The organism is Lysobacter sp. Soil_C_15, from assembly GCF_057657315.1.
This window is the reverse complement of sequence record NZ_JBDGIR010000001.1, coordinates 597,770-620,708: the sequence shown is the minus strand read 5'-3', so window position 1 is coordinate 620,708 and position 22,939 is coordinate 597,770. Positions and strand designations below refer to the sequence as shown.

At 71.5% G+C, this 22,939-nt stretch carries 15 protein-coding genes; 3 read left to right on the top strand and 12 right to left on the bottom strand.

Going from position 1 to position 22,939, the window contains the following annotated elements; translation table 11 throughout:
* Positions 1-62: 62 nt before the first annotated feature.
* Positions 63-1,427, bottom strand: a complete 1,365-nt coding sequence (locus tag AC3A57_RS02605; protein WP_487577442.1) for an ATP-binding protein — start codon at positions 1,425-1,427, stop codon at positions 63-65.
* Positions 1,428-2,135 (bottom strand): response regulator, encoded by a 708-nt coding sequence (locus AC3A57_RS02600; protein ID WP_487577441.1) that lies wholly within the window; start codon positions 2,133-2,135, stop codon positions 1,428-1,430. It abuts the gene before it with no gap.
* A 167-nt stretch (positions 2,136-2,302) separates the two neighbouring features.
* Here AC3A57_RS02600 and AC3A57_RS02595 point away from each other — a divergent pair, with 167 nt between their 5' ends.
* Positions 2,303-2,800: a hypothetical protein gene (locus AC3A57_RS02595; RefSeq protein WP_487577440.1), complete on the top strand. Its 498-nt coding sequence runs from the start codon at positions 2,303-2,305 to the stop codon at positions 2,798-2,800.
* A gap of 151 nt (positions 2,801-2,951) precedes the next feature.
* Here AC3A57_RS02595 and AC3A57_RS02590 read toward each other — a convergent pair whose 3' ends face one another.
* Positions 2,952-3,938: an alpha/beta fold hydrolase gene (locus AC3A57_RS02590; RefSeq protein ID WP_221670381.1), complete on the bottom strand. Its 987-nt coding sequence runs from the start codon at positions 3,936-3,938 to the stop codon at positions 2,952-2,954.
* A gap of 145 nt (positions 3,939-4,083) precedes the next feature.
* Here AC3A57_RS02590 and AC3A57_RS02585 point away from each other — a divergent pair, with 145 nt between their 5' ends.
* Positions 4,084-4,941 (top strand): helix-turn-helix domain-containing protein, encoded by an 858-nt coding sequence (locus AC3A57_RS02585; protein WP_487577439.1) that lies wholly within the window; start codon positions 4,084-4,086, stop codon positions 4,939-4,941.
* A gap of 17 nt (positions 4,942-4,958) precedes the next feature.
* On the opposite strand, the gene AC3A57_RS02580 is transcribed toward AC3A57_RS02585, so the two are convergent.
* Both AC3A57_RS02580 and AC3A57_RS02575 read right to left on the bottom strand, forming a co-directional pair.
* The gene (locus tag AC3A57_RS02580; protein ID WP_487577438.1) at positions 4,959-5,432 is read right to left on the bottom strand and encodes a cupin domain-containing protein; all 474 of its coding nucleotides are present in this window, start codon (positions 5,430-5,432) and stop codon (positions 4,959-4,961) included.
* 25 nt (positions 5,433-5,457) lie between these two features.
* Positions 5,458-6,153: a glutathione binding-like protein gene (locus AC3A57_RS02575; protein ID WP_487577437.1), complete on the bottom strand. Its 696-nt coding sequence runs from the start codon at positions 6,151-6,153 to the stop codon at positions 5,458-5,460.
* An 87-nt stretch (positions 6,154-6,240) separates the two neighbouring features.
* Between AC3A57_RS02575 and pdxR the strand changes: the two genes are divergently transcribed.
* Positions 6,241-7,692, top strand: coding sequence for a MocR-like pyridoxine biosynthesis transcription factor PdxR (gene pdxR, locus AC3A57_RS02570; RefSeq protein WP_487577436.1), 1,452 nt, complete (start codon positions 6,241-6,243; stop codon positions 7,690-7,692).
* Positions 7,693-7,695: 3 nt separating this feature from the next.
* Here pdxR and AC3A57_RS02565 read toward each other — a convergent pair whose 3' ends face one another.
* The 7 genes from AC3A57_RS02565 to AC3A57_RS02535 form a co-directional block, all read right to left on the bottom strand.
* On the bottom strand, positions 7,696-9,039 hold the full coding sequence (locus tag AC3A57_RS02565) for an FAD-dependent oxidoreductase (protein WP_487577435.1): 1,344 nt from the start codon (positions 9,037-9,039) through the stop codon (positions 7,696-7,698).
* Positions 9,040-9,064: 25 nt separating this feature from the next.
* On the bottom strand, positions 9,065-9,805 hold the full coding sequence (locus tag AC3A57_RS02560) for a DUF6875 domain-containing protein (protein ID WP_487577434.1): 741 nt from the start codon (positions 9,803-9,805) through the stop codon (positions 9,065-9,067).
* 76 nt (positions 9,806-9,881) lie between these two features.
* Positions 9,882-10,085, bottom strand: a complete 204-nt coding sequence (locus AC3A57_RS02555; RefSeq protein ID WP_221670374.1) for an MbtH family protein — start codon at positions 10,083-10,085, stop codon at positions 9,882-9,884.
* Between the two features lie 51 nt (positions 10,086-10,136).
* A complete protein-coding gene (locus AC3A57_RS02550) occupies positions 10,137-11,480 on the bottom strand; it encodes an MFS transporter (RefSeq protein WP_487577433.1) in 1,344 nt (447 codons plus the stop codon).
* A complete protein-coding gene (locus AC3A57_RS02545) occupies positions 11,477-15,982 on the bottom strand; it encodes a non-ribosomal peptide synthetase (RefSeq protein ID WP_487577432.1) in 4,506 nt (1,501 codons plus the stop codon). Before AC3A57_RS02545 ends, AC3A57_RS02550 begins: the two co-directional genes overlap by 4 nt.
* A 29-nt stretch (positions 15,983-16,011) precedes the next feature.
* Entirely contained in the window at positions 16,012-19,350 is a 3,339-nt protein-coding gene (locus AC3A57_RS02540; protein ID WP_487577431.1) for an amino acid adenylation domain-containing protein, read from the bottom strand.
* Entirely contained in the window at positions 19,347-22,685 is a 3,339-nt protein-coding gene (locus AC3A57_RS02535; RefSeq protein ID WP_487577430.1) for a non-ribosomal peptide synthetase, read from the bottom strand. Before AC3A57_RS02535 ends, AC3A57_RS02540 begins: the two co-directional genes overlap by 4 nt.
* Positions 22,686-22,939: the final 254 nt, after the last annotated feature.

Sequence of the window (22,939 nt, the reverse complement as noted above, 5' to 3'; positions counted from 1 at the left end):
GTGTTGCCCCGGCGAAACGGGTCAATCCCGGTTCACTTCAGCCCGGTTCACTGCAGCCCGGCTCATTGCAGATGGAAGGCTTGGTCGAGCGTCTCGCCGTCGCCGTCGCGCTCGGCCGTGGCGGCGCGCAGCTCGCCGGGGCGGTGCCCGGGCAGGCGGATCACGAAGCGCGCGCCGCCCAGGTTCGAGGCCTCGACCCGGATCTCGCCGCCGTGGCGGTCGATCACCTGGCGGACGATGCTCAGGCCGAGGCCGAAGCCGCCGGTGGCGCGGTCGCGGCTGCGGTCCAGCCGGTAGAACGGCTCGAACACCCGGTCGCGGTCCTCGACCGGAATGCCGACCCCGTCGTCTTCGACGATCAGGCGCCAGCCCGCGCCGTCGGGTTCCAGCACCACCCGGATCAGTCCGTCGGCGTAGCGCAGGGCGTTGCGCATCAGGTTGGAGAAGGCGCGGGCGAAGCTGCGCGGTTCGACCACGATCTCGGCCAGCGCCGGCGACAGCAGCCAGTCGATCGCGGTGCCGCGGGTGCGCAGCTCCTCCGCCGCCAGACCGGCCGAGGCGCGCAGGAAGGCGCCGGCTTCGACCTGTTCCAGCAGCGCGCGGGCGCCGTTGCGTTCCAGCATGCCCAGGGTCAGCAGTTCGCCGACCAGCAGGTCCAGCTCTTCCACGTCGCAGCGCAGCGCGTGCACGCGCGCGCGCGCGACCCGGTCGTCGAGCGAGTCGGACAGGTTGGCCAGGCCGAACTCGAGCCGGGTGATCGGCGTGCGCAGCTCGTGCGAGGCGGCGTTGACCAGGTCGCGCTGGGACTGGATCAGGCGGCCGATCTGGTCGGCCATGTTGTTGAAGTAGACGCACAACTGGCGGATCGAGGAGCCGCCGCGCAGCGGCGCGCGCGCTTCCAGGTCGCCGTCGCCGAAGCGCTCGGCGACCTCGCGCAGGCGCTCCAGGTCGCCCCACAGCGGCTGCAGCCACAGCAACAGAGCCAGCAGCATCAGCGCCAGCACGGTGACGTAGGCCAGGTAGCGCGCCGGATAATCGTCTTCGACGTAGCCGATCTGCACCACCTGGCCGTCGTCCAGGCGCAGATAGACCCGGTGCTGGTCGCTGCCGAGGTGGTCGCCGGCGCTGCCGTCGGCGCCGAGCTGGGCGCGCACCGACACCGACAGCGCCTCGACCTCGGCCGGATCGAGCAGGCGGTAGCGTTCGGGCAGGCCGCGGTTGAGCTCGTCCAGGCGCCGGATCAGTTCGGCCCCGACGGCGCCGTCGAGGCGGTCGCGCAGCAGGCGCAGCTCGCCGGCGAAATCCTGCCGCGCCGATTGCGCGTAGGGCTCCGGAAACAGGTGCGGAAAGGCCTGCTGCACCAGCAGCAGCGAGCACAGCAGCAGGCCGGCGACCGTCAGGTACAGCCGCACCAGCATCGGCAGCATTCAATCCTCCCAGGCGATCGGGCTGAACAGATAGCCGCGGCCCCACACGGTCTTGATCTTGCGCGGTTCCTGCGCGTCGTCGCCGAAATGCCGGCGCAGGCGCGAGATGCTGACGTCGACGGTGCGGTCGACGCCGTCGAAGCCGATCCCGCGCCAGCGCCGCAACAGTTCGTCGCGGTTGAGCACGCGGCCGGCGGCCTGGGCCAGGATCACGAACAGGTTGTAGTCGGCGGTCTTCAGGTCGATCTCCTCGCCGCGCCAGCGCACCTGGCGCGCGGTCAGGTCGATCTGCAGGCCGCCGTACTGGAGCAGGCTGGACGGCGTCGCCGCGATGGCGGCCGGAGCGCTCTGGCTGCGGCGCAACACCGCGCGCAACCGCGCCAACAGCAGGCGCGGCTCGACCGGCTTGAGCACGTAATCGTCGGCGCCGACTTCCAGGCCGGTGACCTGGTCGAACAGGTCCGCGCGCGCAGTCAGCATGACGATCGGCACCGCCGACCGCTTGCGGATCTGCCGGCAGACGTCGAGGCCGTCCATGCCGGGCAACATCAGGTCGAGCACGATCACGTCGGGCGGACCGTCTTCGATCGCGTTGAGCGCCTGGTCGCCGCGCAACACCACCGAGGTTTTGAAATCGTAGCGAAGCAGATACTCGGAGATCAGCCCGGCCAGTCGGGCGTCGTCCTCGATCAGCAGGACCTTGTTCATGGCCACCTCATGCGAGCCGGCATGGTAGCGCCGGCGGATACAGCACGTTTGGGCGATACAAACAAACACAACCGTCGTTGTGCCGCGCGTCAGGCAACGCAGCGGTGCGGTATCGTCACGGATAGAATCGTGAACCCGGAGCGCGCGACATGCACATGAGATGCGTCATGTTGGTGGCGTTACTGATGTCAGTTGCAATGGCCTGGAAGCCGGCGGCCGCCTGCGAATGCGCGCGGCCTATCGACGAAAGTCGTATGCGCGAGGCGGCGCAGGCATGGGTGGTGCGCCTGCGCTCGGTCGAGATGGAGGAGTCCGCCGAGGGTGGCTATACGCTGCGCGGCGGGATCGAAATCGTCGAGCGCTTGCGCGGCGACGGGCAGGCACGGGTGGAGTCGATCCGATATTCAGGCTACGACGTATGTTGCCGCCTCTACCTGGATCCGGGTCACTACTATCTGATCCTGGCCGATGAGGTCGAGTCCGAACTGCCGGTCGGCATCGATAACGTGCTCTATCTCGGCACGAATTACCCGGGTGCGGACCGGTTGAAAAAACGACTGCGTCAGGCAATCGACGGAGATGCGGCTGCGGATGCGGCGTTGCTGCAGACCGGGGTCGAGCGGATCTTGCGTACGCCCCCGTTTACGTGTCCGCAGCGGCGTTGAGCCACGCAAGCCGGTGCCGGCCGGCGCGGAGCGAAACAGCCCGCTCCTAAGCCTGTCGTTCCCGCGAAAGCGGGAGCCTAGGGCTCTATTGCCGCCGTCCCCTCGCGCGAGGGGACGGCATGCATCCCGTCGTGTCCGCGGCCAGGGATCGTCAAACCGATTCCCACAAGCGCAACGCCTCTTCCGCCACCAACTGCGGAAACTCCTCGGGATAGAACAGCTTGGCGCCCTCGACCCGGCGCACGCCGCGCGAGTTCGGGAACACCCGGTCCAGATAATCCGGGCTGGCCGGGGAGAAGATGTCGTCGCCGGTGCCCCAGACCACCCGCATCGGCACCTGGCTGCGCCGCAGCCCCGCTTCGATCCCGGCCAGGGGGTTGGGATCCAGCGCCAGCGCGTAGGCGTCGGTGAGCTGCTTGCGCCGCGCCGATTCGACCAGCGGGGTGAAGTAGGTCTCGATGGCTTCGTCGCTGGGCTGATGTCGGTAGGTGTAGCACTGTCCGCCGATGCCCTTGGCCGAGCGGGCGAAATTCTTGTCGGCCAGCTGCGGCGGGAAGGTGTCTTCGGCGAAGCGGCCGCGGCGCGCGGCCTCGATCACCGGCATCAACGCCGGCGGCGGGCTGTCGGGCTCCACATCGCAGTTGGTCAGCAGCAGGCTGCGCACGCGCTGCGGATACTTCAGCAGGAACAGCTGCGCTACCGCGCCGCCGCTGTCGTTGGCGACCAGGTCGACGCTGTCGACGCCGAGCGTGTCGAGCACGAAGGCCAGCATCTCGACCTGCGCCGCCGGCGCCACGCTCTGGCCTTCGGCGACGCGGGTGTAGCCCAGGCCGAGGAAGTCGGCGGCGATGCAGCGGCGCTGGCCTTCCAGCGCCGCCATCACCCCGCGCCACTGGAAGCTGTTGAGCGGGAAGCCGTGCAGGAACAGCGCGGCCGGGCCGCGGCCGCGTTCGACCACCGCGATCTCGCCGAACGCGCTGGGCAGGTAGCGGCGCGCGGCGTGGAAGCCGGCGGCGTCCCAGGCCTTGGCGGCGCTCAGCGAAGCCGGTGCGGAAACCAGCGCGCCGCCGGCGCAGCCGGCGAGCAGGCCGGTGCCGGCCGCGCCCAGTCCGAGTCCAAGAAAGGTTCTGCGGTTCATTGCCATCTCCGATGCCCGTGGGGGGCGTTGCGTTGCGGCAAATGATTGGCGCCGCCGATCGTGGCGACAATGACGCGGCAGGTGATGGCGGCATGACCTGGCAGGTCATGGTTTCGCTGCCGCGCCTGGGCCTATGATGCCGGCCATGCACGCCCTGTCCGCCGAATCCCGGTCCGTCTCGTCCAAGCCCCCGTCGCTGCCCGATGCGCCCGAGGTCGGCGTGCTGCTGCGCGAATGGCGCGCGGCGCGGCGCTGGAGCCAGCTCGATCTGGCCCTGGACGCGGGCGTGTCGGCACGCCACCTGAGCTGCGTGGAAACCGGCAAGGCCCAGCCCAGCCGCGAGTTGGTGATCAAGCTGGCCGATGCGCTGGAACTGCCGCTGCGCGAGCGCAACGCCTTGCTGGTCGCGGCCGGCTTCGCGCCGAAGTACCCCGAGTCGGCGTTGGCCACGCCCGAGCTGGCGCAGATCCGCCGCGCGATCGAATTCATCCTGGCCCAGCAGGAGCCGTACCCGGCCTTCGTATTGAACCGGCACTGGGACGTGCTGATGGCCAACGCCGCCGCGGCGCGGGTCAACGGCTTCGTCCTCGGCGGCCGGCCGATGAAGCACGCCAACATGATCCGCCAGTTCTTCGATCCGCAGGACCTGCGCCCGGCGGTGGCGAACTGGGACGAGGTGGCCGGCACGCTGATCCGCCACCTGCACACCGCGGTGGCCGCCGCGCCCGGCGATGCGGTCGCGCGCGCCCTGCTGGCCGAGGCGCTGGCCTATCCGGACGTGCCCGCGCACTGGCGCCGGCGCCAGTTCGACGCGGCGCCGTCGCCGCTGCTGACCACCATCCTGCAGCGCGGCGGCCACGAGCTGCGTTTCTTCTCCACCATCACCACCTTCGGCACCCCGCGCGACGTGACTCTGGACGAACTGCACGTGGAGTGCTGCTTTCCGGTCGACGAGGCCACCGCGGCGCTGTGCCGGCGATTGGCGGCCGAAGCGGCCGGCTGAGCGCGGCCGCGCGCGGCTCAGGCTTCGTCCAGGTCGAGCAGGGTCAGGCCGTGTTCGACGCAATGGCGCCGATAGGCTTCGCGCCGGCTGGCGGCATCGGCGCGGCCGCGCAGGCCGCCGCCGGGACCGAGGAACTCGACCGCGCCCATCGTCACGATCAGCGCGGTCATGGGTTCGTCGCCGACGATCTTCCACCAGTCGATGTGGCCGGGCGGCTCATAGACGTAATCGCCCGGGCCGACGGTCTCGCCGCCGCACAACTGGCGAACACCGCCGAGCTGGTAGCTGTGGGCTTCGTCGCTGTGGCGATGCAGCGGCATGATCGCGCCCGGCTCCATCCGCAGCAGTTCGACGTAGCCGCGGTCGCCGGCGAGGAAGCGCAGCGGTTTGGCCCACGCGCCGGGCGCGGCCGAAGGAATCCACGGCACGGCCGCGGCGGCGGCGATGCGCGCCGGCCCCAATCGCAACCATGGGCCGGGATCGTGAGGCATGCTCGGCTCGCCGCGGGCGTTCCGGTCAGCGCGCCGGTTCGGCCGCGCCGCCGAACAAGACCCGCCGCGCCTGAGACGACAGCGTCTGCGCATACGCCGGCTCGACCCCGTCGTAGGCGCGCCGGGTCGCCGGCCGCGCGGCGATCTCGTCGAACCAGCGTTGCAGGTTCGGCGTGGTGGCCAGGTCCTGGCCGAGGCCGGCATGCGGCACGATCCACGGATAGCAGGCGACATCGGCGATCGAGTACCGGTCGCCGACCAGGAAGCGGCGGTCCTGCAGGCGCCGGTCGAGCACGCCATGCAAGCGCCGCACTTCGCAGGTGTAGCGCTCGATCGCGTAAGGCAGCGGCTCTTCGGCGTGGACGCGGAAATGCCCGGCCTGGCCCGACATCGGCCCCAGCCCGGCCATCTGCCAGAACAGCCACTGGCTGACCTCCAGGCGCAGCCGCGGCTGCGTCGGATACAGCAGACCGGTCTTCTCGGCCAGATACAGCAAGATCGCGCCGGATTCGAACACCGGTATCGGCGCGCCGCCGTCGAGCGGGGCGTGATCGAGGATCGCCGGGATCTTGTTGTTCGGCGACAGCGCCAGGAACTCGGGCTTGAATTGGTCGCCGGCCGACAGCCGCACCGGCACCACGCGGTGCGCCAGGCCGGTTTCCTCGAAGAACAGGCGCAGTTTCAGGCCGTTGGGCGTGGCGGTGTAGTACAGGTCGATCATCGGATGCTCCATGACGGATGGGCCGCGTGGCTGGATCCAGCATAGGCGTACCCTGGCGCCCTGCATGGGCCATACCGGGAAGATTCCATGGAGCCAGTTTTTCCTTTCCCCGTGGCGCTGCCGGAGCGCGGCCGCGGCACCCTGACCCACGAGCTGCACCATCAGCTGCGTTCGGCGATCCTCGACGGCCGCTACGCCGCCGGCGCGCAGCTGCCGGCCACGCGCCAGGTCGCGCAGGCGCTGGGGGTGGCGCGCAACACGGTGATGACGGTCTACGACCTGTTGATCGCCGAAGGCTATGCGCTGCCGCGCAAGGGCGCCAAGGCGGTGGTCGCCGACGTGATCGCGCGCCGCGAGCGCCGGGTCGCGCCGCGCCCGGTCGGGGCCGGCGATGCGCGCCTGAATCCCCTGTGGCAGACCCCGTTCCTGCGTCCGGGGCCGCCGCGCGAACTGCCCGAGCGCTGCTTCCGCCTCGGCATTCCCGACCACCGGCATTTTCCGCACGAGATCTGGCGCCGGCTGTCGGCGCAGAGCCTGCGCCAGTGGTCGCGCACGCCGTTCGCCTATCCGCCCTCCGAAGGCATCCCGGCGCTGCGCGAAGCCATCGCCCGGCATGTGGCGTTCGCGCGCGCGGTCGCCTGCGCCGCCGACGACGTGATCGTGACTTCGGGCGCGCAGCAGGCCTTCGACCTGCTCGCGCGCCTGCTGGTGACGCCGGGACGCACCCGGGTCGCGGTCGAGGAGCCGGGCTATCCGCCGGTACGCGCCGCCTTCGCCGCCGCCGGCGCGCAACTGGTGCCGATGCCGGTCGATGCCGAAGGCCTGTGCGTGGACGCGCTGCCGGACGATGTCGGGGTGATCAGCGTGACGCCTTCGCACCAGTCGCCGACCGGCGTCGCCTTGTCGATGCGCCGGCGCCGCGCCTTGCTCGACTTCGCCCGCAGCCGCAACGCGCTGGTGATCGAGGACGACTACGACGGCGAGTTCCGCTTCGGCCAGCGTCCGCTCGACGCGCTGCAGACCCTGGACCGCGACGCCCTGGTGTTCTACGTCGGCACCTTCTCCAAGAGCCTGTTCCCGTCGCTGCGCAAGGGCTTCATCGTCGCTCCCGGCTGGGCCCGCGACGCCTTGATCGCGGTCAAGCACTGCGCCGATTCGCACAGCGACACCATCACCCAGTCGGTGCTGGCGGCGTTCATCCGCGACGGCCATCTGGCCCGGCACGTGCGGCGCATGCGGCCGATCTACGCCGGACGCCGCGAGGCCTTGCTCGCCGGGCTGCGCGGCGAATTGGCGCCGTGGCTGGAGCCGATACCGTCCGAGGCCGGCCTGCACCTGGCGGCGCGGATCCGCGAGCCGGGGCTGGCGCCGGCGATCTTCGCCCGCCTGCAGCGCCATCTGCCGGGCGCGCAGTCGATCGCCGAGTACGCGCTGAGCCCGCCGGCGCAGCCGGCGATCGCCTTCGGCTACGGCATCGTCGACGCCGAGGAGATTTCCGCGGCGCTGGGCCGGTTCCGCGCCGCGCTCGGATCGATGTAGCCGCTACAGCGCGCGCAGCAGCCAGGCGCCGGCGCCGAGCGCGGCCAGCGCCGTCGCCGACACCGCGCCGAGCACGATCTTCTCCTGCCGGCGCGAGCGCGCCAGGGCGTCGCCGTAGGGCATCGTGGTGTGCGCGATCATCGTGTACAGCGGCAGCCAAGTGCGCGGCAGCAGCCGGTTCAGGGCCACGTCGATGCGCTTGCGGGCCAGGAACCAGAACGACTGCACTTTCTGCTTGAGCTCGACGAAGTTGGCCTTGGACAGCTCGGCCAGGGTGTCGGTATGCGGCCGGCGCGCGGCCTCGTAGGCGGCGAAGGCGGCGCGGCGGTCGCGCGGATGCGCCGCCAGCGCCGCCATCAGCGCCGAGCAGTCCTCGAACGCCGAGTTCATGCCCTGGCCGTAGAACGGATACACCGCGTGGCAGGCGTCGCCGACCAGCACGATCCAGTCGTCCGCGCTCCACGGCGCGGTGCGGGTGGTGATCAGCGAGCCGGTCGGATGGCTGGCCCAGTCCTCGACCAGGTTCGGCAGCAACGGGATCAGGTCCGGAAAATACTTGTCGAACAGCGCCCGCACTTGCTCCGGGCTGCGCGTGCTGTCGAAGCTGTCCGGACCCTGGTGCGGCAGGAACAGGGTCAGGGTGTGCGAGCCGTCGCGGTTGGGATGGGAGACGAAGAAGCCGTGCACTCGCGGCCACACGTGCAGCGCCTTCAATTCGATCCGCGAACTGCCGTCCGGGTTCGGCGCCAGGCTCAGCTCCTTATAGCCCCACTCCAGGTATTCCTGGTGGTAGTCGGCGCGCTCGCCGCGCTGCATCTCCGGGCGGGTGCGCGAGAACGCGCCGTCGGCGCCGACCACCCAGGCCGGATGCGCCTGCACGCGCACGCCGCCGTGCTCGAACTCCAGCTCGCGCGCCGGCTTGTCGATCCCGCTCAGCCGGTGTTCGAAATGCAGGCGCACCTGCGGATGGCGTTCGGCGTGGTCGAGCAGCAGCCGGTTGAGTTCGTTGCGGTCGATCGAATGCAGCACTTCGCCGCGGTCCTTGCCGTAGGGCTGGAAGCGGGTGCTGCCGTCGGGCGCGTGGATCACCCGTCCGCTCATGGTCACCGCCAGCGGCATGACCTCGTCGATCAGGCCGACCTCGGTCAGCGCCTGGATGCCGCGCTTGGACAGGCCGAGATTGATCGAACGCCCGCCCTCGGCGCGGCCCGCGCGCGGATCGGGTCGGCGTTCGTAGACGTCGACGCCGACCCCGCGCTGGGCCAGCGCCAGCGCCAGCAGCGAGCCGGCCAGGCCGCCGCCGACGATCGCCACGCGCTCGCGCGCGGCCTGTTCTTGCTGAGTCATCGTAGGGTTCATGCGCGTCCCGGGCTCAGGCGTTGGCCGTCGCGGCGCGCGGCGCGTCGGCGCGCGCGGCCTTGAGCTCGATCTCGGCCTCGACCAAGGCCGCCACCGCCTGATCGAAGTAGTTGCGCCGCACCGTGCCGCCGAGGCGGCGCAGGTAGGAGCGCAGGTACTGGGCGCGGATCTGCGGGGTGTCGAGGTCGCGGCGCAGGAACGGCAGGTCGGTTTCGACCATGTGCCGGATCGCCAGCATCGGCACCGGGCTGCGCAGCGGGCGGAAGGCCGGATTGCGCAGGCCGGGGCTTTCGTTGGCGGCGTGGAACTCGCCCAGCATCAGGCCGAGGTCGACGAAGCTGGGCTTGAGCTCGCGCTGCACGTCGTCGATGAAGCCGGCCGCGTCCGCGCCCAGGTGGGGAAACACCACCAGCACGGTCTTGTTGATCGCGGCCTGTCCGTTGCGCGGTTCGATCTCGCCGAACAGGTCGCGGTACTCGCCGATCAGGTCGACGATGCGCTGGACGCTGACGTCGCGGTCGCAGACCTCGGCCAGCCAGATCGTGTCCAGCGCCAGCGCCGCCGGCGTGAACGGACACACCGGTCCGGCCCGGCCGACGTCGGCGTGCGGGCGGGCGAGGAAGTTGCGCACCCAGGCCACGGTGACCGCGAGCGGCGCGTCCGCGGCCTGTTCGCGCTCCACCACCGAAGCCTGCACCAGCCCGCCGCGTACCGTCGCGATCGGGCGTTCGACGCAGGCTCGTCCCTGCATCATGAGTCGGTCCGATTCGATCATCGGTACCGCGTCGTTGTCTGGAATCATTGCCGTTTCGTCCCTGCGGATACTGAACTCAGTTCGCGTCGCCGCGCAGGCTGCGCGGGCGCATGTCGTTCCATCGCTCGCCGATCAGGGCGAGGCATTGCTCCTTGCCGCCGCCGGCGCCGGCATCGCGCCAGCCGGCCGGAAGCGCATCGCCTTCGCGCAACAGCGAGTATTGCTGTTCGTGGTTGACCACCACGCGGTACCGCTCCGTGTCGTTCGTTTCCTCTCGCATGACCTGCTCCTTGTCGTCTCCAATCCGGCCCCCGGCGCGCACGGTCGCGCCTCAGGCCGCGCACTCCATCGTGTTATCCGCCGTTCGCGTCTGCGCCGCTGCGACCGGCGCGTCCGGCAGGTCGTCCTCGACCCGGCGGATCGCGCGCACCGACCAGGCCAGCGCCGCGGTCAGCATCATCGATACGCCCAACACCACGAACATCAGGCCCAGGCCGCGGCCGGGACCGGTTCCGAGGACAACGCCGAGCGAACCGGCCAACAGGCCATCGGCGCTCATCCACGGTTCGAACACCCGCTCGGCGAGCGGTCCGGCCAGGCAGTAAGCCAACGGCATCGCCGCTTCCGACAGGACACGCTGGATCGCGAAGCAGCGCCCCTGCAGATCGGCCGGTACCTTGCTCTGCCACAGTGCGGCGTTGCTGGCGCCGATCACCGGCACGCTGAGGAAGAAGGCGAACCCTGCCGCGGCCAGCAGCGCGAACGACGGCCACAGGCCGTGCACGGCCAGGAACAGCCCGGCCAGCATCGAATAGCCGAGTACGCCGACGATGCGCCGGCGCGGCCCGCCCCAGGTGCTGACCGCGAGGCCGCCGATCAGCAGGCCGGCGCCGCCGATCGCCATCTGCACGCCGAGCAGGCCGGGGTCGGCCACCGACAGGATCAGCGGGGTGATCGCGATGCTGGCCAGTCCGAACATGAAGTTGCTGATTCCGAGCACGATCAGCAGGCCGAGCAGCCCGCGCCGCTCGCGCACGTAGCGCAAGCCGGTCGCCGCCTCGCGCCACAGGCTCGGTTCCTGCTCGTCCTCGCTGCGTTGCGGCTGCGGCACCCGCGCCAGCCACAAGGCGACCACGCCGGCGCAGAAGGTCAGCGCATCGACCAGCAGCACGCCCGGCATCGAGATCGAGCTGACCAGCACGCCGGCCAGCAAGGGCCCGCCGACCTGGGCCACCGCGAAGCCGGTCTGGACCATGCCGTTGACCCGGGTCAGCTGCTCCTGGTTGGCCAGCAAAGGAATGCTGGCCTGATAGGCCGGCTGCAGGAAGGCGTTGGTCAGCGCGGTCACCGCCACGCCGACGTAGATGTGCGCCATCGCCAGTTGGCCTGCGGCCAGCAGCGCCGCCATCGCCAGCATCGTCGCCGCGGCGATCGCTTCGCACACGATCATGGTGCGGCGGCGGTTCCAGCGGTCGACCAGGGCGCCGGCGAACGGCGCGATCAGCAAGGCCGGCACCGCCATGGCGACGAAGATCAGGGCGAAGCGGGTGGTCGAGCCGGTGGTCTGCAGCACCCACACGCCCAGGGCGAAGCTGGTCAGGCGCGAGCCGACCCCGGAGATCAGCTGGCCGGACCAGATCAGCAGGAAATCGCGCAGGCCGGACCAGCGGCTCATGCGGTCGCCTCCGCGGCCTGGACCAGGAAGCCGCGTTGCTGCAGGAAGCCCAGGTAACGGTCGAACAGCGCCGCGTCGGCCGGCGGACACACCAGCCCCAGCGGCGCCACCGCGGCGGCGGTGGCGCTGCAGTCGAAGATCGGCTCGCGCGGATCGGGATTCTGCGGGAACAGCCCGGCGAACGCGGCCAGGGCGTTGTCGCGCGAGACCGCGGCCTCGGCCAGCAGGCGCTCGCGCCAGCGCGGGTAATCGACTTCCTCCAGCGCGTGGCCGGCCGCGCGCAAGCGCGACACCGCCAGCGGAATCGGCAGCCGGACGCGGTTGTAGAAGTGGAAGTTGCCGTTGGCGTCGCCGGCGCCCAGGGCGATGCGCACGATCGAGCGGCCGACGTAGTCGACCGGGGCCATGTCGAAGGCCTCGTCGGGCAGGTGCGGCGCGGCGCCGAGCTGCACGCAGCCCTTGAGCCAGGCGTTGAAGTAGTCGCCCAGGTTGCTGACCCCGCTGCGGCTGTCGCCGGTGATCCGCGCCGGGCGGTAGATCGCCACCGGCAGGCCGCGTTCGCGCGCGCGCAGCGCCAGCTGTTCGCCGACCCATTTGCTCTGGTTGTAGCCGCCGTACTGTTCCTCGGCCGGCGGCGGCGGGTCAGACTCGAGCACGGTGCGTTCGAGGTTGGAGCCGATCAGGCACACGCCCAGCGTGGATACCAGATGCACCGGCTTGACCCGGTGGCGGGTGGCCAGGCGCAACACTTCGCGCGTGCCTTCGACGTTGGCCGCGCGCAGGTGTTGGTAGGGGGCGAGGAAATTGACCTGGCCGCCGTTGTGGAAGATCGCTTCGGCGCGCCGGGCGATCGCGTCGAACGCGGCCTCGCCCAGGCCCAGCCGCGGCGAGGCCAGGTCGCCGAGCACCGGCACCAGCCGCGCCGCGTCGGCGTCGCGCCACAGGCCGTAGCTGTCGAGGTTGGCGCGGATCCGGCGCAGGCCTTCCCCGGCCGAGGCCGCGCGCACCAGGCACAACAACTCGGCGTCGGTGGCATCGAGCAACTCGCGCGCCAGGTAGGCGCCGAGGAAGCCGGTGGCGCCGGTGATCAGGACCGAAGCCGGCGCGCCGCGCGGCGCGGCCGGCAGCGGCGCCAGGCGCGGGTCGATCTCGTCTTCCAGCACCACTTCGGCCGCCAGATCGAAGTCGTCTTCGCCGCCGCCGGCGCGCAACTCGTCGATCTTGCGCGCCTGGCCGGCGATGGTCGGCGCGGCGAACACCGCCGCCAGCGGCAGCTCGACGCCGAGCGCGGCATGCAGCTTGAACACCAGCGGCAGGGTCAGCAGCGAATCGCCGCCGCTGGCGAAGAAATCGTCGTCGGTGCTGAGTCCGTCGCGGCCCAGCACCTCGCGCCATACCGCCAGCACCGCGCGCTCGGTGTCGCTGGCCGGTGCGCGCAGGCTGCGCTCGAGCGCGGCCTGCGCGCTCGGCGCCGGCAGCGCCTTGCGGTCGATCTTGCCGTTGCCGGTCAGCGGCATCGCCGGCAGGCGCAGGTACTGCGCCGGCAGCAAGGCCTCGGGCAGGCGCTGGGCCAGATGCTCGCGCAGCCGGCCGGGGTCGAGCCCGTCGGCGCCGACCACGTAGGCGACCAGGCGGCGTTCGCCGGGGCGGTCTTCGCGCAGCAGCACCACCGCGGTTTCGACCAGCTCGTGCGCCTCCAGCGCCGACTCTATTTCGCCCAGCTCGATGCGGAAGCCGCGCAGTTTGATCTGGTGATCGCGGCGGCCGAGGAACTGCAGGTGGCCGTCGCGGTCCCAGCGCGCCAGGTCGCCGGTGCGGTACAGGCGCGCGCCGTCCGAGGCCGCGTAAGGGTCGGGCGGGAAGGCCTGGGCGCTCAGCTCGGGCTGGCCGAGGTACTCGCGCGCCACGCCGAGGCCGCCGATGCACAGCTCGCCGACCGCGCCGCGCGGCGCCAGCGCGCCGTGGCGGTCGAGCACGTAACAGCGTACGCCCGGCAACGGCCGGCCGATCGGCAGTTCCTGCGCGCTCAGCTCGCTGCCGTCGCGGGTCGCCAGCAGGGTCGCGCAGACCGAGGCCTCGGTCGGGCCGTAGTGGTTGCACAGCACCGCGCGGCCTTCGGTGATCGCGGCGAAGCGGTGCACCTGTTCGACCGGCACGCTTTCGCCGCCGATCATCATCAGCCGCAGCTGCGGCAGCAACGGACGCTCGCGCTTGGCCGCGGCCCAGCCTTCCGACCAGCGCCGCCACAGCGCTGCCGGCGCGTCGATCGCGCTGACCCGGTGCTGGTCGCAGAAACGTTCCAGTTCGAACGGCCCCAGTTCGGTCGGCGCCGGATGCAGGACCAGGGCCGAGCCGCTGGCCAGGGCCGGGAACAGGTCCCCGACCGAGGCGTCGAACACCAGCGGCGGAATCATCAGCAGCCGCTGGCGGTCGAAATCGTGGCGGGCGATGAAGCCGCGGGTCAGGTTGACCGCGCCGCGGTGTTCGATCACCACGCCCTTGGGCTGGCCGGTCGAGCCGGAGGTATAGACCACGTAGGCGGCATGATCGGCGCGGCGTTCGACCGCCGGCGGTTGCGCGCTGGGTTCGGTTTCGTCGCTGTGCAGCAGCGGTATCGCCGGCGCCAACGCCTGGGCGCGGCCGCGCTGCGTAGGCGGCACGATCAGCGCCTGCGCGCCGGCATCGGCGAGCAGGAAATTCAGGCGGTCGTCGGGGTGGCCCGGGTCCAGCGGCAGGTAGGCCGCGCCGGCGGCGAGCACGCCGAGCACGCCGACGATGGCTTCGGCCGAACGGTCGGCGAGTACCGCGACCCGCGCTTCCGCGCCGATGCCCAGCGTCTGCAGCCGCCGCCCCAGGCCGTTGGCGCGCGCGATCAGTTCGGCGTAGCTCAACTCGCGGCCCGGTTCGACCAGGGCCGCGGCTTCGGGCGTGCGCGCCGCTTGCGCGGCGATCAGCGCGTACAGGTGGGCGTCGGCCGGGTCCTCGGCCTCGCCGCCGTCGCCGAGCCTCAGCAACTGCGCGCGTTGCTCGTCGTCGAGCAGGCTCAGCCGTGCCAACGGCCGCTCCGGTTCGGCCAGGGCATTGCGCAGCAGGGTCTGGTATTGGCGCAGCAGGCGCTCGGCGGTGTCGGCGTCGAACAGCTCGGTGTCGTAGTCGAGCACGCCGCGCAGGCCGTCGCCGGCGTCGCCCAGCGACAAGGTCAGCTCGAAGCGCGCGCTCTGCACCTGCGATTCGATCCAGTACGCGTCCAGCCCCTGCAGCTGCAGCGGCGCGCCGTTGCCGTTCTGCAGCACGAACATGGTCTGGAACAGCGGCGTGCGCCCGGGCACGCGTTCGATCCGCAGCTCGTCGACCACCCGTTCCAGCGGCGCCTGCGCGTGCTCCAGCGCGTCCAGCACCTGGCCGCGGGTGCGCGCCAGCAACTCGCGCAGGCTCGGCTCGCCGCGCAGGTCGCCGCGCAGGGCGACGGTGTTGACGAACAGGCCGATCAGCGGCCCGGTTTCGTCGCGCTCGCGGCCGGCCACGGGCGAGCCGACCACCACTTCGTCCTGGCCGGCGTGGCGGCCGAGCAGGGCCTGGAACACCGCCAGCAACAGCATGAACGGCGTGGCGCCGTGCTGGCGCGCATAAGCCTCGACCGCGGCGCCGAGTTCCGGCGGCAGGTGCAGGGGCAGGCGCGCGCCGCGGCCGAGCGGGGTCGGCGAACGCGGCCGGTCGCTGGGCAGGTCGAGCAGGCCGCCGACGCCGTCCAGGGCGCCGCGCCAGTAGTCGAGCTGGGTCTCCACTCGTTGCGTCTGCGCCGCATCGCGCTGCCACAGCACGTAGTCGCCGAACTGCAGGGGCAGCTCGGCCAGGGCGGCGTCGCCGCCGTCGAGTTCGGCCGCATAGGCGGCGGCCAGCTCGGCGTGCAGCACGCCGAACGACCAGGCATCGGAGACGATGTGGTGCATCACCACGGTCAGCACGTGGTGGTCGTCGGCCAGGCGCAGCAGGCCGGCGCGCAACAGCGGCGGCCGGGTCAGGTCGAACGGGCGCTCGCTTTCCGCGTCGACCCGGCGTTGCACCTCGGCCTCGCGCCGCTCCTCCGGCAGGCCGCTCAGGTCGCTGTGTTCGAGGGCGAAATCGACCTGCGCGACGACGGTCTGGCGCGGTTCGCCGGCGACTTCGCCGAAGCCGGTGCGCAGCGCGTCGTGGCGGCGCACGATGCCGGCGAACGCGCGCTGCAGCGCCTGCGCATCGAGCGCGCCGCGCAGGCGGTAGTGGCCGTAGACGTGGTAAGCGCCGGTGCCGGGCTGGAAGCGTTCGAAGAACCACATCCGCTGTTGCGCGGCCGACAGCGGCAGCGGCTGGCCGGCGACGCTGCGGCGGGCGATCGCCTCCTCGCGCGGCGGCGTCGCGCCGCTGCGCGCGGCGAGTTGGCGTTGCAGCAGCTCGCGTTGCTGCGGGCTCAACCGGGCCAGGCGATCGGCCAGGGCGTCGGCGGGAGGATGGATGGAAGTCATGCGTGGATTCGTCCTTGAATGCCGTGGAGTCAGGCGCCGGCGCCGGCGAGCAGGGCCTGGATTTCGTCGTCCGACAGGCCTTCGAGCTGGTCGAGCATGCCGGCCAGCGCCTCGTCGTCGAGGCCGCCTATGCGGTGCTCGGCCAGCCAGGCGGCGAAGCCGGCGACGGTCGGCGCCTCGAACAGAGCGCGCAGCGTCGCCTGCACGGCGAAACTCTGGTTGATCCGGCTGAGCAGGCGGGTGGCCAGCAGCGAATGGCCGCCGAGGGCGAAGAAATCGTCGTCGATGCCGACCCGCTCGCGGCCCAGCGTTTCCGCCCACAGCGCGGCCAGGGTTTGTTCCTCGGCGTTGCGCGGCGCGGCGTAGCGTTCGCCGCCGGCCGCTTCGGCCTGCGCGTCGGGCGCCGGCAGCGCGCGCCGGTCGACCTTGCCGTTCGGGGTCAGCGGCATCGCCTGCAACGCGACCCAGGCGCTGGGCAGCATGTAGTCGGGCAGGCGGCGCTTGGCCAGCGCGCGCAGTTGTTCGACGTCGATGCTGTGGCCGGCGCGGGCGACCGCGTAGGCGACCAGGCGCTGATCGCCGGGGCGATCCTCGCGGCAGACCGCCACGGCTTGATGCACCGACGGATGCTCGGCCAGCACCGACTCGATCTCGCCCAGTTCGATGCGGAAGCCGCGCAGCTTGATCTGATGGTCGATCCGGCCGAGCACTTCCAGGCGGCCGTCGCGGCGCCAGCGGGCGAGGTCGCCGGTGCGGTACAGGCGCGCGCCGGGCGTGGCGCCGAACGGATCGGGAACGAATTTCTCCGCGGTCAGCTGCGGCCGTCCCAGATAGCCGCGGGCCACGCCGAGGCCGCCGATCAGCAGCTCGCCCGGTACCCCGGCCGGCACCGGCCGCAACGCGCGGTCGACCACGTAGATCTGGGTGTTGGCCATCGGCCGGCCGATGCAGATGGCACCGTCCGCACGGACCCGTTCCAAGGCCGACCACACCGTGGTTTCGGTCGGACCGTACAGGTTCCACAGCTGCGCGCCGTCGGCGAGCAGGCGGTCGGCCAGCTCGCGCGGCAGCGCTTCGCCGCCGCATAGCAGGCGCAGGCCGGGCGGCGCGCGCCAGCCGGCGTCGAGCAGCATGCGCCAGGTCGCCGGCGTGGCCTGCATGAGCGTGCTGCACGAGCTTTGCAGCAGGCGCGCCAGGGCGGCGCCGTCGGCGGCGGTATCGCGGTCGGCGAGGACGATGCGCGCGCCGACGCTGAGCGGCAGCAGCAGCTCCAGCACGGCGATATCGAACGACAGCGTGGTCACCGCGCACAGCGCGTCGTCGCGGCCCAGGCCGGGCTCGCGCGCGACCGAGGCGAGGAAGTTGAGCGCGGCGCGGTGGGCGATCTGCACGCCCTTGGGCCGGCCGGTCGAGCCGGAAGTGAAGATGACATAGGCCAGATCGTCGGCCTGCGGCGTCGCCGCGACCCGGCCCTGGCCGGGTTCGGCCAGCGCGTCTTCCAGCGCCAGCGCCGCCTGCGCGGCCGGCAGCGCGGCGAGCAGGGCGCGTTCGCCCAGCACCAGCCGCATCGCCGCGTCTTCGAGCATGAAGCCCAGGCGCTCGGCCGGATAGGCCGGATCCATCGGCACGTAGGCGGCGCCGGCCTTGAGCGTGCCGAGCAGCGCCGCGAGCATGCGCGGAGTGCGTTCGACCAGCAGGCCGACCAGGTCGCCACGGCCGACGCCGCGCGCGGCCAACGCGCGCGCCACCGCGTCGGCCTGGGCGTCGAGCTCGGCGTAGCTCAGCCGGGCCTGGCCCTGCTCGACCGCGATCGCCTGCGGATGTTGCGCGGCCTGGGCCTCGAATGCCGCGTGCAGCGCCTGCTGCGGCAGCGCCAGCGCGGTGTCGTTGTTGGCGTACAGCAGCTGTTCGCGCTCGCCGGGTTCGAGAATCTCCAGCTCGCTGAGCCGGCGCTGCGGATCGGCCACCGCCGAGCGCAGCAACTGCACCAGGTGGCGGGCGAACGCGGCGACCGTGGCCCGGTCGAACAGCGCGGTGGCGTATTCGAAGAACAACCGCAGTTCGCCGGCGTCCTCGCTGGCGAACAGCGACAGGTCGGTGCGCGAGGTGCCCTGGTTGACCGCGTCGAAGCTGACCGGGCGCAGCTCCAGTTCCGCATCCGCCGCGCCGCCGGCGGGAAAGTTCTGGAAGAACAGCATCACCTGGAACAGCGGGGTGTGGCTGAGCGCGCGGTCCAGGTCGAGCGATTCGATCAGGCGCTCGATCGGCAGGTCCTGGTGCGAGAACGCGCCGATCGTGCCGTCCTTCACCCGCGCCAGCAGTTCGGCGAAGCTGGGGTCGCCGGACAGGTCGTGGCGCAGTGCCAGGGTGTTGATGAAGAAGCCGATCATAGGCTCCAGTTCGGCCCGGCCGCGATTGGCCAGGCCGACCCCGCAGATCTGGTCGGTCTGGCCGCTGTAGCGCATCAGCAGGGTCTGGAACGCGGCCAGCACGGTCATGAACGGGGTCGCGCCGTGCTCGCGCGCCAGTTGCTTGACCTGTTCGTACAGTTCGGCCGGCACCACCTCGCGCAAGGCCGCGCCGGCATGGTCCTGGCGCGCCGGCCGCGGCCGGTCGCCGGGCAGTTCCAGCACCGGCAGGCGCCCGGACAGGCGCTGGGTCCAATAGTCGAGCTGCGGCTGCAGCTTGCCGCGCTCGAGTTCTTCGCGCTGCCACAGGGCGTAGTCGGCGTACTGCAGCGCCGGCTCGGCCAGCGGCGAGGCCGCGTGGCGCGAAAACGCCGCGTACAGCTGCTGCAGTTCGCCGAGCAGGATGCCCAGCGACCAGCCGTCGACGACGATGTGGTGGGCATTGAGCACCAGCAGCCGGCGCCGGTCTTCGACCTGGATCAGGGTGGCGCGGAACATCGGCCCGCGGGCCAGATCGAAGGCGCGTGCGGCTTCGGCGCGGCCGCGCGCGAACGCGGCGGCCTCGCGCTGCGCCGCCGGCAGCGCGCGCAGGTCGTCCTGCGCCAGCGGTACCGGCGCCGGATCCAGCACCTGCTGGTAGGGGCCGTCGTCGTCGGCGCGGATCACCGTGCGCAGGCTTTCGTGCCGGCGCACGATCTCGTCGAGCGCGCGCTGCAGGGCCTCGCGGTCGAGGCGACCCTCGACCCACAGGCTCATCGGCACGTTGTACACCGCCGATCCCGGTTCGAACTGATCCAGGATCCACAGGCGCTGCTGGGCGAACGACAGCGGCAGCCGCGCCGGCCGCTCGCGGCGGACCAGCGCGTTGCGCGCGGCCGCCTGGCGCCGGCCGAGCTGCTGCAACGCCAGCGCGCGCTTTTCCGGCGACAGGCCTGCCAGGCGGGGGTCGTGCTCGTTCACGGCCGCGCTCCGCCGTCCAGCTGCGCCGCGGCTTCTTCGTCGCTCAGCCCTTCCAGGCTGGCGAGCAGGGCGTCGAGGTCTTCGTCGGCGAAGTCGTCGCGCGCCACCGCCACGCGTGCGGCCAACTGCTCCAGGGTCGGCGCCTCGAACAGCGCGCGCAGCGGCAGCTCGACGCCGAAGCTCTGGTCGATGCGCGCCAGCAAGCGGGTGGCGAGCAGCGAATGGCCGCCGAGGTCGAAGAAGTTGTCGCGAACCCGCACCCGGCGCACGTTGAGCAACTGCTGCCACAGTTCGACCAGGGTCTGTTCCTCGGGCGTGCGCGGCTCGCCGCCGGCTTCGTCGTCGTTGCTGGCGACGTCTTCCGGCATCGGCAGGGCGCGCCGGTCGACCTTGCCGTTCGGGGTCAGCGGGAACTGCTGCAGGATCACGAACGCGCTCGGCACCATGTAGTCGGGCAGGGCGACCTTGAGGTGGTCGCGCAGCTCGGCCGGGCCCGGTGCGGCGCCGTCGGCGGTGACATAGGCGACCAGGCGTTTGTCGCCGGGACGGTCCTCGCGGCAGTGCACGACCGCCTGGGCGACGTCCGCGCGCTGCGCCAGCACCGATTCGATCTCGCCCAGTTCGATGCGGAAACCGCGCAGCTTGATCTGGTGATCGATGCGGCCGATCACCTCGATGGTGCCGTCGCGGCGCCACAGCGCCAGGTCGCCGGTGCGGTACAGGCGCGCGCCGGGCGCCGCCGAGAACGGGTCGGCGATGAACTTCTCCTCGGTCAGGTCGGGCCGGCCGCGATAGCCCGCGGCGAGGCCGTCGCCGCCGATCAGCAACTCGCCCGGCACGCCCACCGGCTGCAGGTTCATGCGCGCGTCGACGATGTGGATCTGGGTGTTGTCGACCGGCTTGCCGACCAGGATCGGGCCTTCGCCCGGGAACACCCGGCACAGCGCCGAGTACACCGTGGTTTCGGTCGGGCCATACAGGTTCCACAGCTCGCCGCAGCACGGCAGCAGGCGGTCGGCGAGTTCGCGCGGCAGCGCTTCGCCGGTGGAGATGATCTTCAGCGCGTCGTCGCCGCGCCAACCGACCTCCAGCAGCATGCGCCAGGTCGCCGGGGTCGCCTGCATCACGTCCAGGCGCGCGGATTCGACCAGGCGGCGCAGGCTCAGGCCGTCGCGCGCGGTGTCGCGGTCGACCAGCACGATGGTGGCGCCGACGGTCAGCGGCAGCACCAGTTCGAACAGGGCGATGTCGAACGACAGCGTGCTGATCGCGCACAGGGTTTGGCCGGCGGCGAGGCCGGGTTCGCGCGCGACCGAGCGCAGCAGGTTGACCGCGGACCGGTTGCGGATCTCCACGCCCTTGGGCTTGCCGGTCGAACCGGAAGTGAAGATCACGTAGGCCAGGTCCTGCGGCGAGGCGCCGTCGGCCGGCGGACGCTCGGCGCGTTCGTCCAGCGTCGCGTCCGCATCGGCCAGCACCACGGTTTCGACCCCGCCCGGCGGCGTCGCGGCGAGTTCGCGCTGGGTCACCAGCACCCGCGCGGTCGAGGTCTCGAGCATGTAGCTCAAGCGGTCGGCCGGGTAGGTCGGATCCAGCGGCACATAGGCGCCGCCGGCCTTGAGGATGCCGAGCAGGCCGATCAGCATCTCCGGCGTGCGGTCGACGTACAGGCCGACCAGCGAACCGGCGACGACGCCGGCCGCGCGCAGCTCGTGGGCCAGCGCATTGGCGCGGCGGTCGAGTTCGCGATAGCTCAGCTCGCGCGCGCCGAAGCGCAGCGCGACCGCGTCCGGCGAACGCTCGACCTGGGCCTGCACCAGCGCGGCCAGGGTCGGGTCGGCCGGCAGTTCGCGCCCGGTGTCGTTCCAGCGCGCCAGTTCGTCGCGCTCTTGCTCGCCGATCAGGCGCAGCGCATGCACCGGCGTGTCCGGCGCTTCCAGCGCATGATCGAGCAGATTGAGCAGGTGGCCGCAGAGGCGTTCGATGCGCGCGTCGTCGAACAGATCGGTGCTGTACTCGAACACCAGCTCGCGGCGCGCGTCCTGGGTCACGAACAGGCTCAGGTCGCCCTGGGCGGTGCCCGGCATCAGTTCGACCGTGTGCACCGGATCGGCGCGCAGTCCGCGCAGTTCGATCGGATGCTCGGGGTAGTTCTGGAAGAAGTACATCGCCTGCGCGAACGGGGTGTGGCTGCTCGAACGCGGCAGGCGCAGCAGCTCCAGCACCCGGTCCAGCGGCGCGTCGGCGTTGTCCATCGCGCCGAGCATGCCGTCGCCGACCCGGTCGACCAGGTCGGCGAAGCTGGGCTCGCCGTCCAGGCGCGTGCGCAGCGCCAGGGTGTTGACGAAGAAGCCGACCACCGGTTCCAGCTCGACTCGCTGGCGGCCGGCCACGCCCATCGCCACGGTGATGTCGTCCTGGCCGGTGTAGCGCGACAGCAGCGCCTGGTACGCGGCCATGTAGACCATCGACACGGTCGCCTTGCGCTCGCGCGCGAAGCGCTCGACGCGCTGGTTGATCGCATCGGGAATATCGCGTCGGTGCAGCGCGCCGCGGAAGCTCTGCGCGGCCGGGCGCGGCCGATCGGCGGGCAGGTCCAGCGACGAGGCGGCGCCTTCCAGGCGCTGCTGCCAATAGTCGAGCTGGCCCTGCAGGCCGTCGCCGCCGAAGGTCTCGTTCTGCCACAGCGCGACGTCGGCCAGTTGCAGCTCCAACGGCTCCAGCGCGGCCTCGCGGCCGTCGCGGCGCGCGTTGTACAGGCTCTGCAGTTCGTCGAGCAGGCGGCCGATCGACCAGCCGTCGATGGCGATGTGATGGAACGTGAGCACCAGCAGATGCGACTGCGGCGCCAGTTCGACCAATTGCGCGCGCAGCATCGCGTCGCGCGACAGGTCGAACGGCCGGCCGAGTTCTTCGCGCGCGATCTGCAGCGCGGCGGGATGGCGCTCGGCGCCGTCCAGATGCGCGAGCGAACTCGTGCGCCAGGGCAGTTCGACGCGTTCGGCGATGTGCTGGTACGGATCGCCCTCGTGGGTGCGGTACACCGTGCGCAGCACTTCGTGGCGATCGAGCAGATCCTGCAGCGATGCGCGCATCGCCTCGCCATCGAGCTCGCCGTGCAGCCACAACGCGACCGGCAGGTTGTACGCGGTCAGGCCGGGCGTGAACTGGTCCAGCCACCATAGCCGGCGCTGGCCGAAGCTGAGCGGGATGCGCTCGGGCCGGCTGCGTGCGGTGATCTTGTTCTGGCCGGCGCGCTGGCGCGCGGCGATTTGGCGCAATAGCTCTCGCTTCGCCGGGGACAGCCCCGCGATGCGGTCATCGATCTCGTTCATCAACCCCTTCCTTGTGACGACTCCATTCGGCCGACCAGTCCCGTCGGCTCCCTTATGGCATCCAGCGCTCGCAAACCTTGAGATGCAGTTGCGCGCGACCCCCAGTCGCTTGCATCCTTGGCATGCCGTCGGCGGTGCCCCCTGATCTCTATCCTATCCACATAACGGGATCCGGGCGCAAAGCGGACCACATCGATTGCCGGGTCGTCCAGTGCCTGGCGGGGAGATCGACGTGAAGACGGACCAACGCAGCG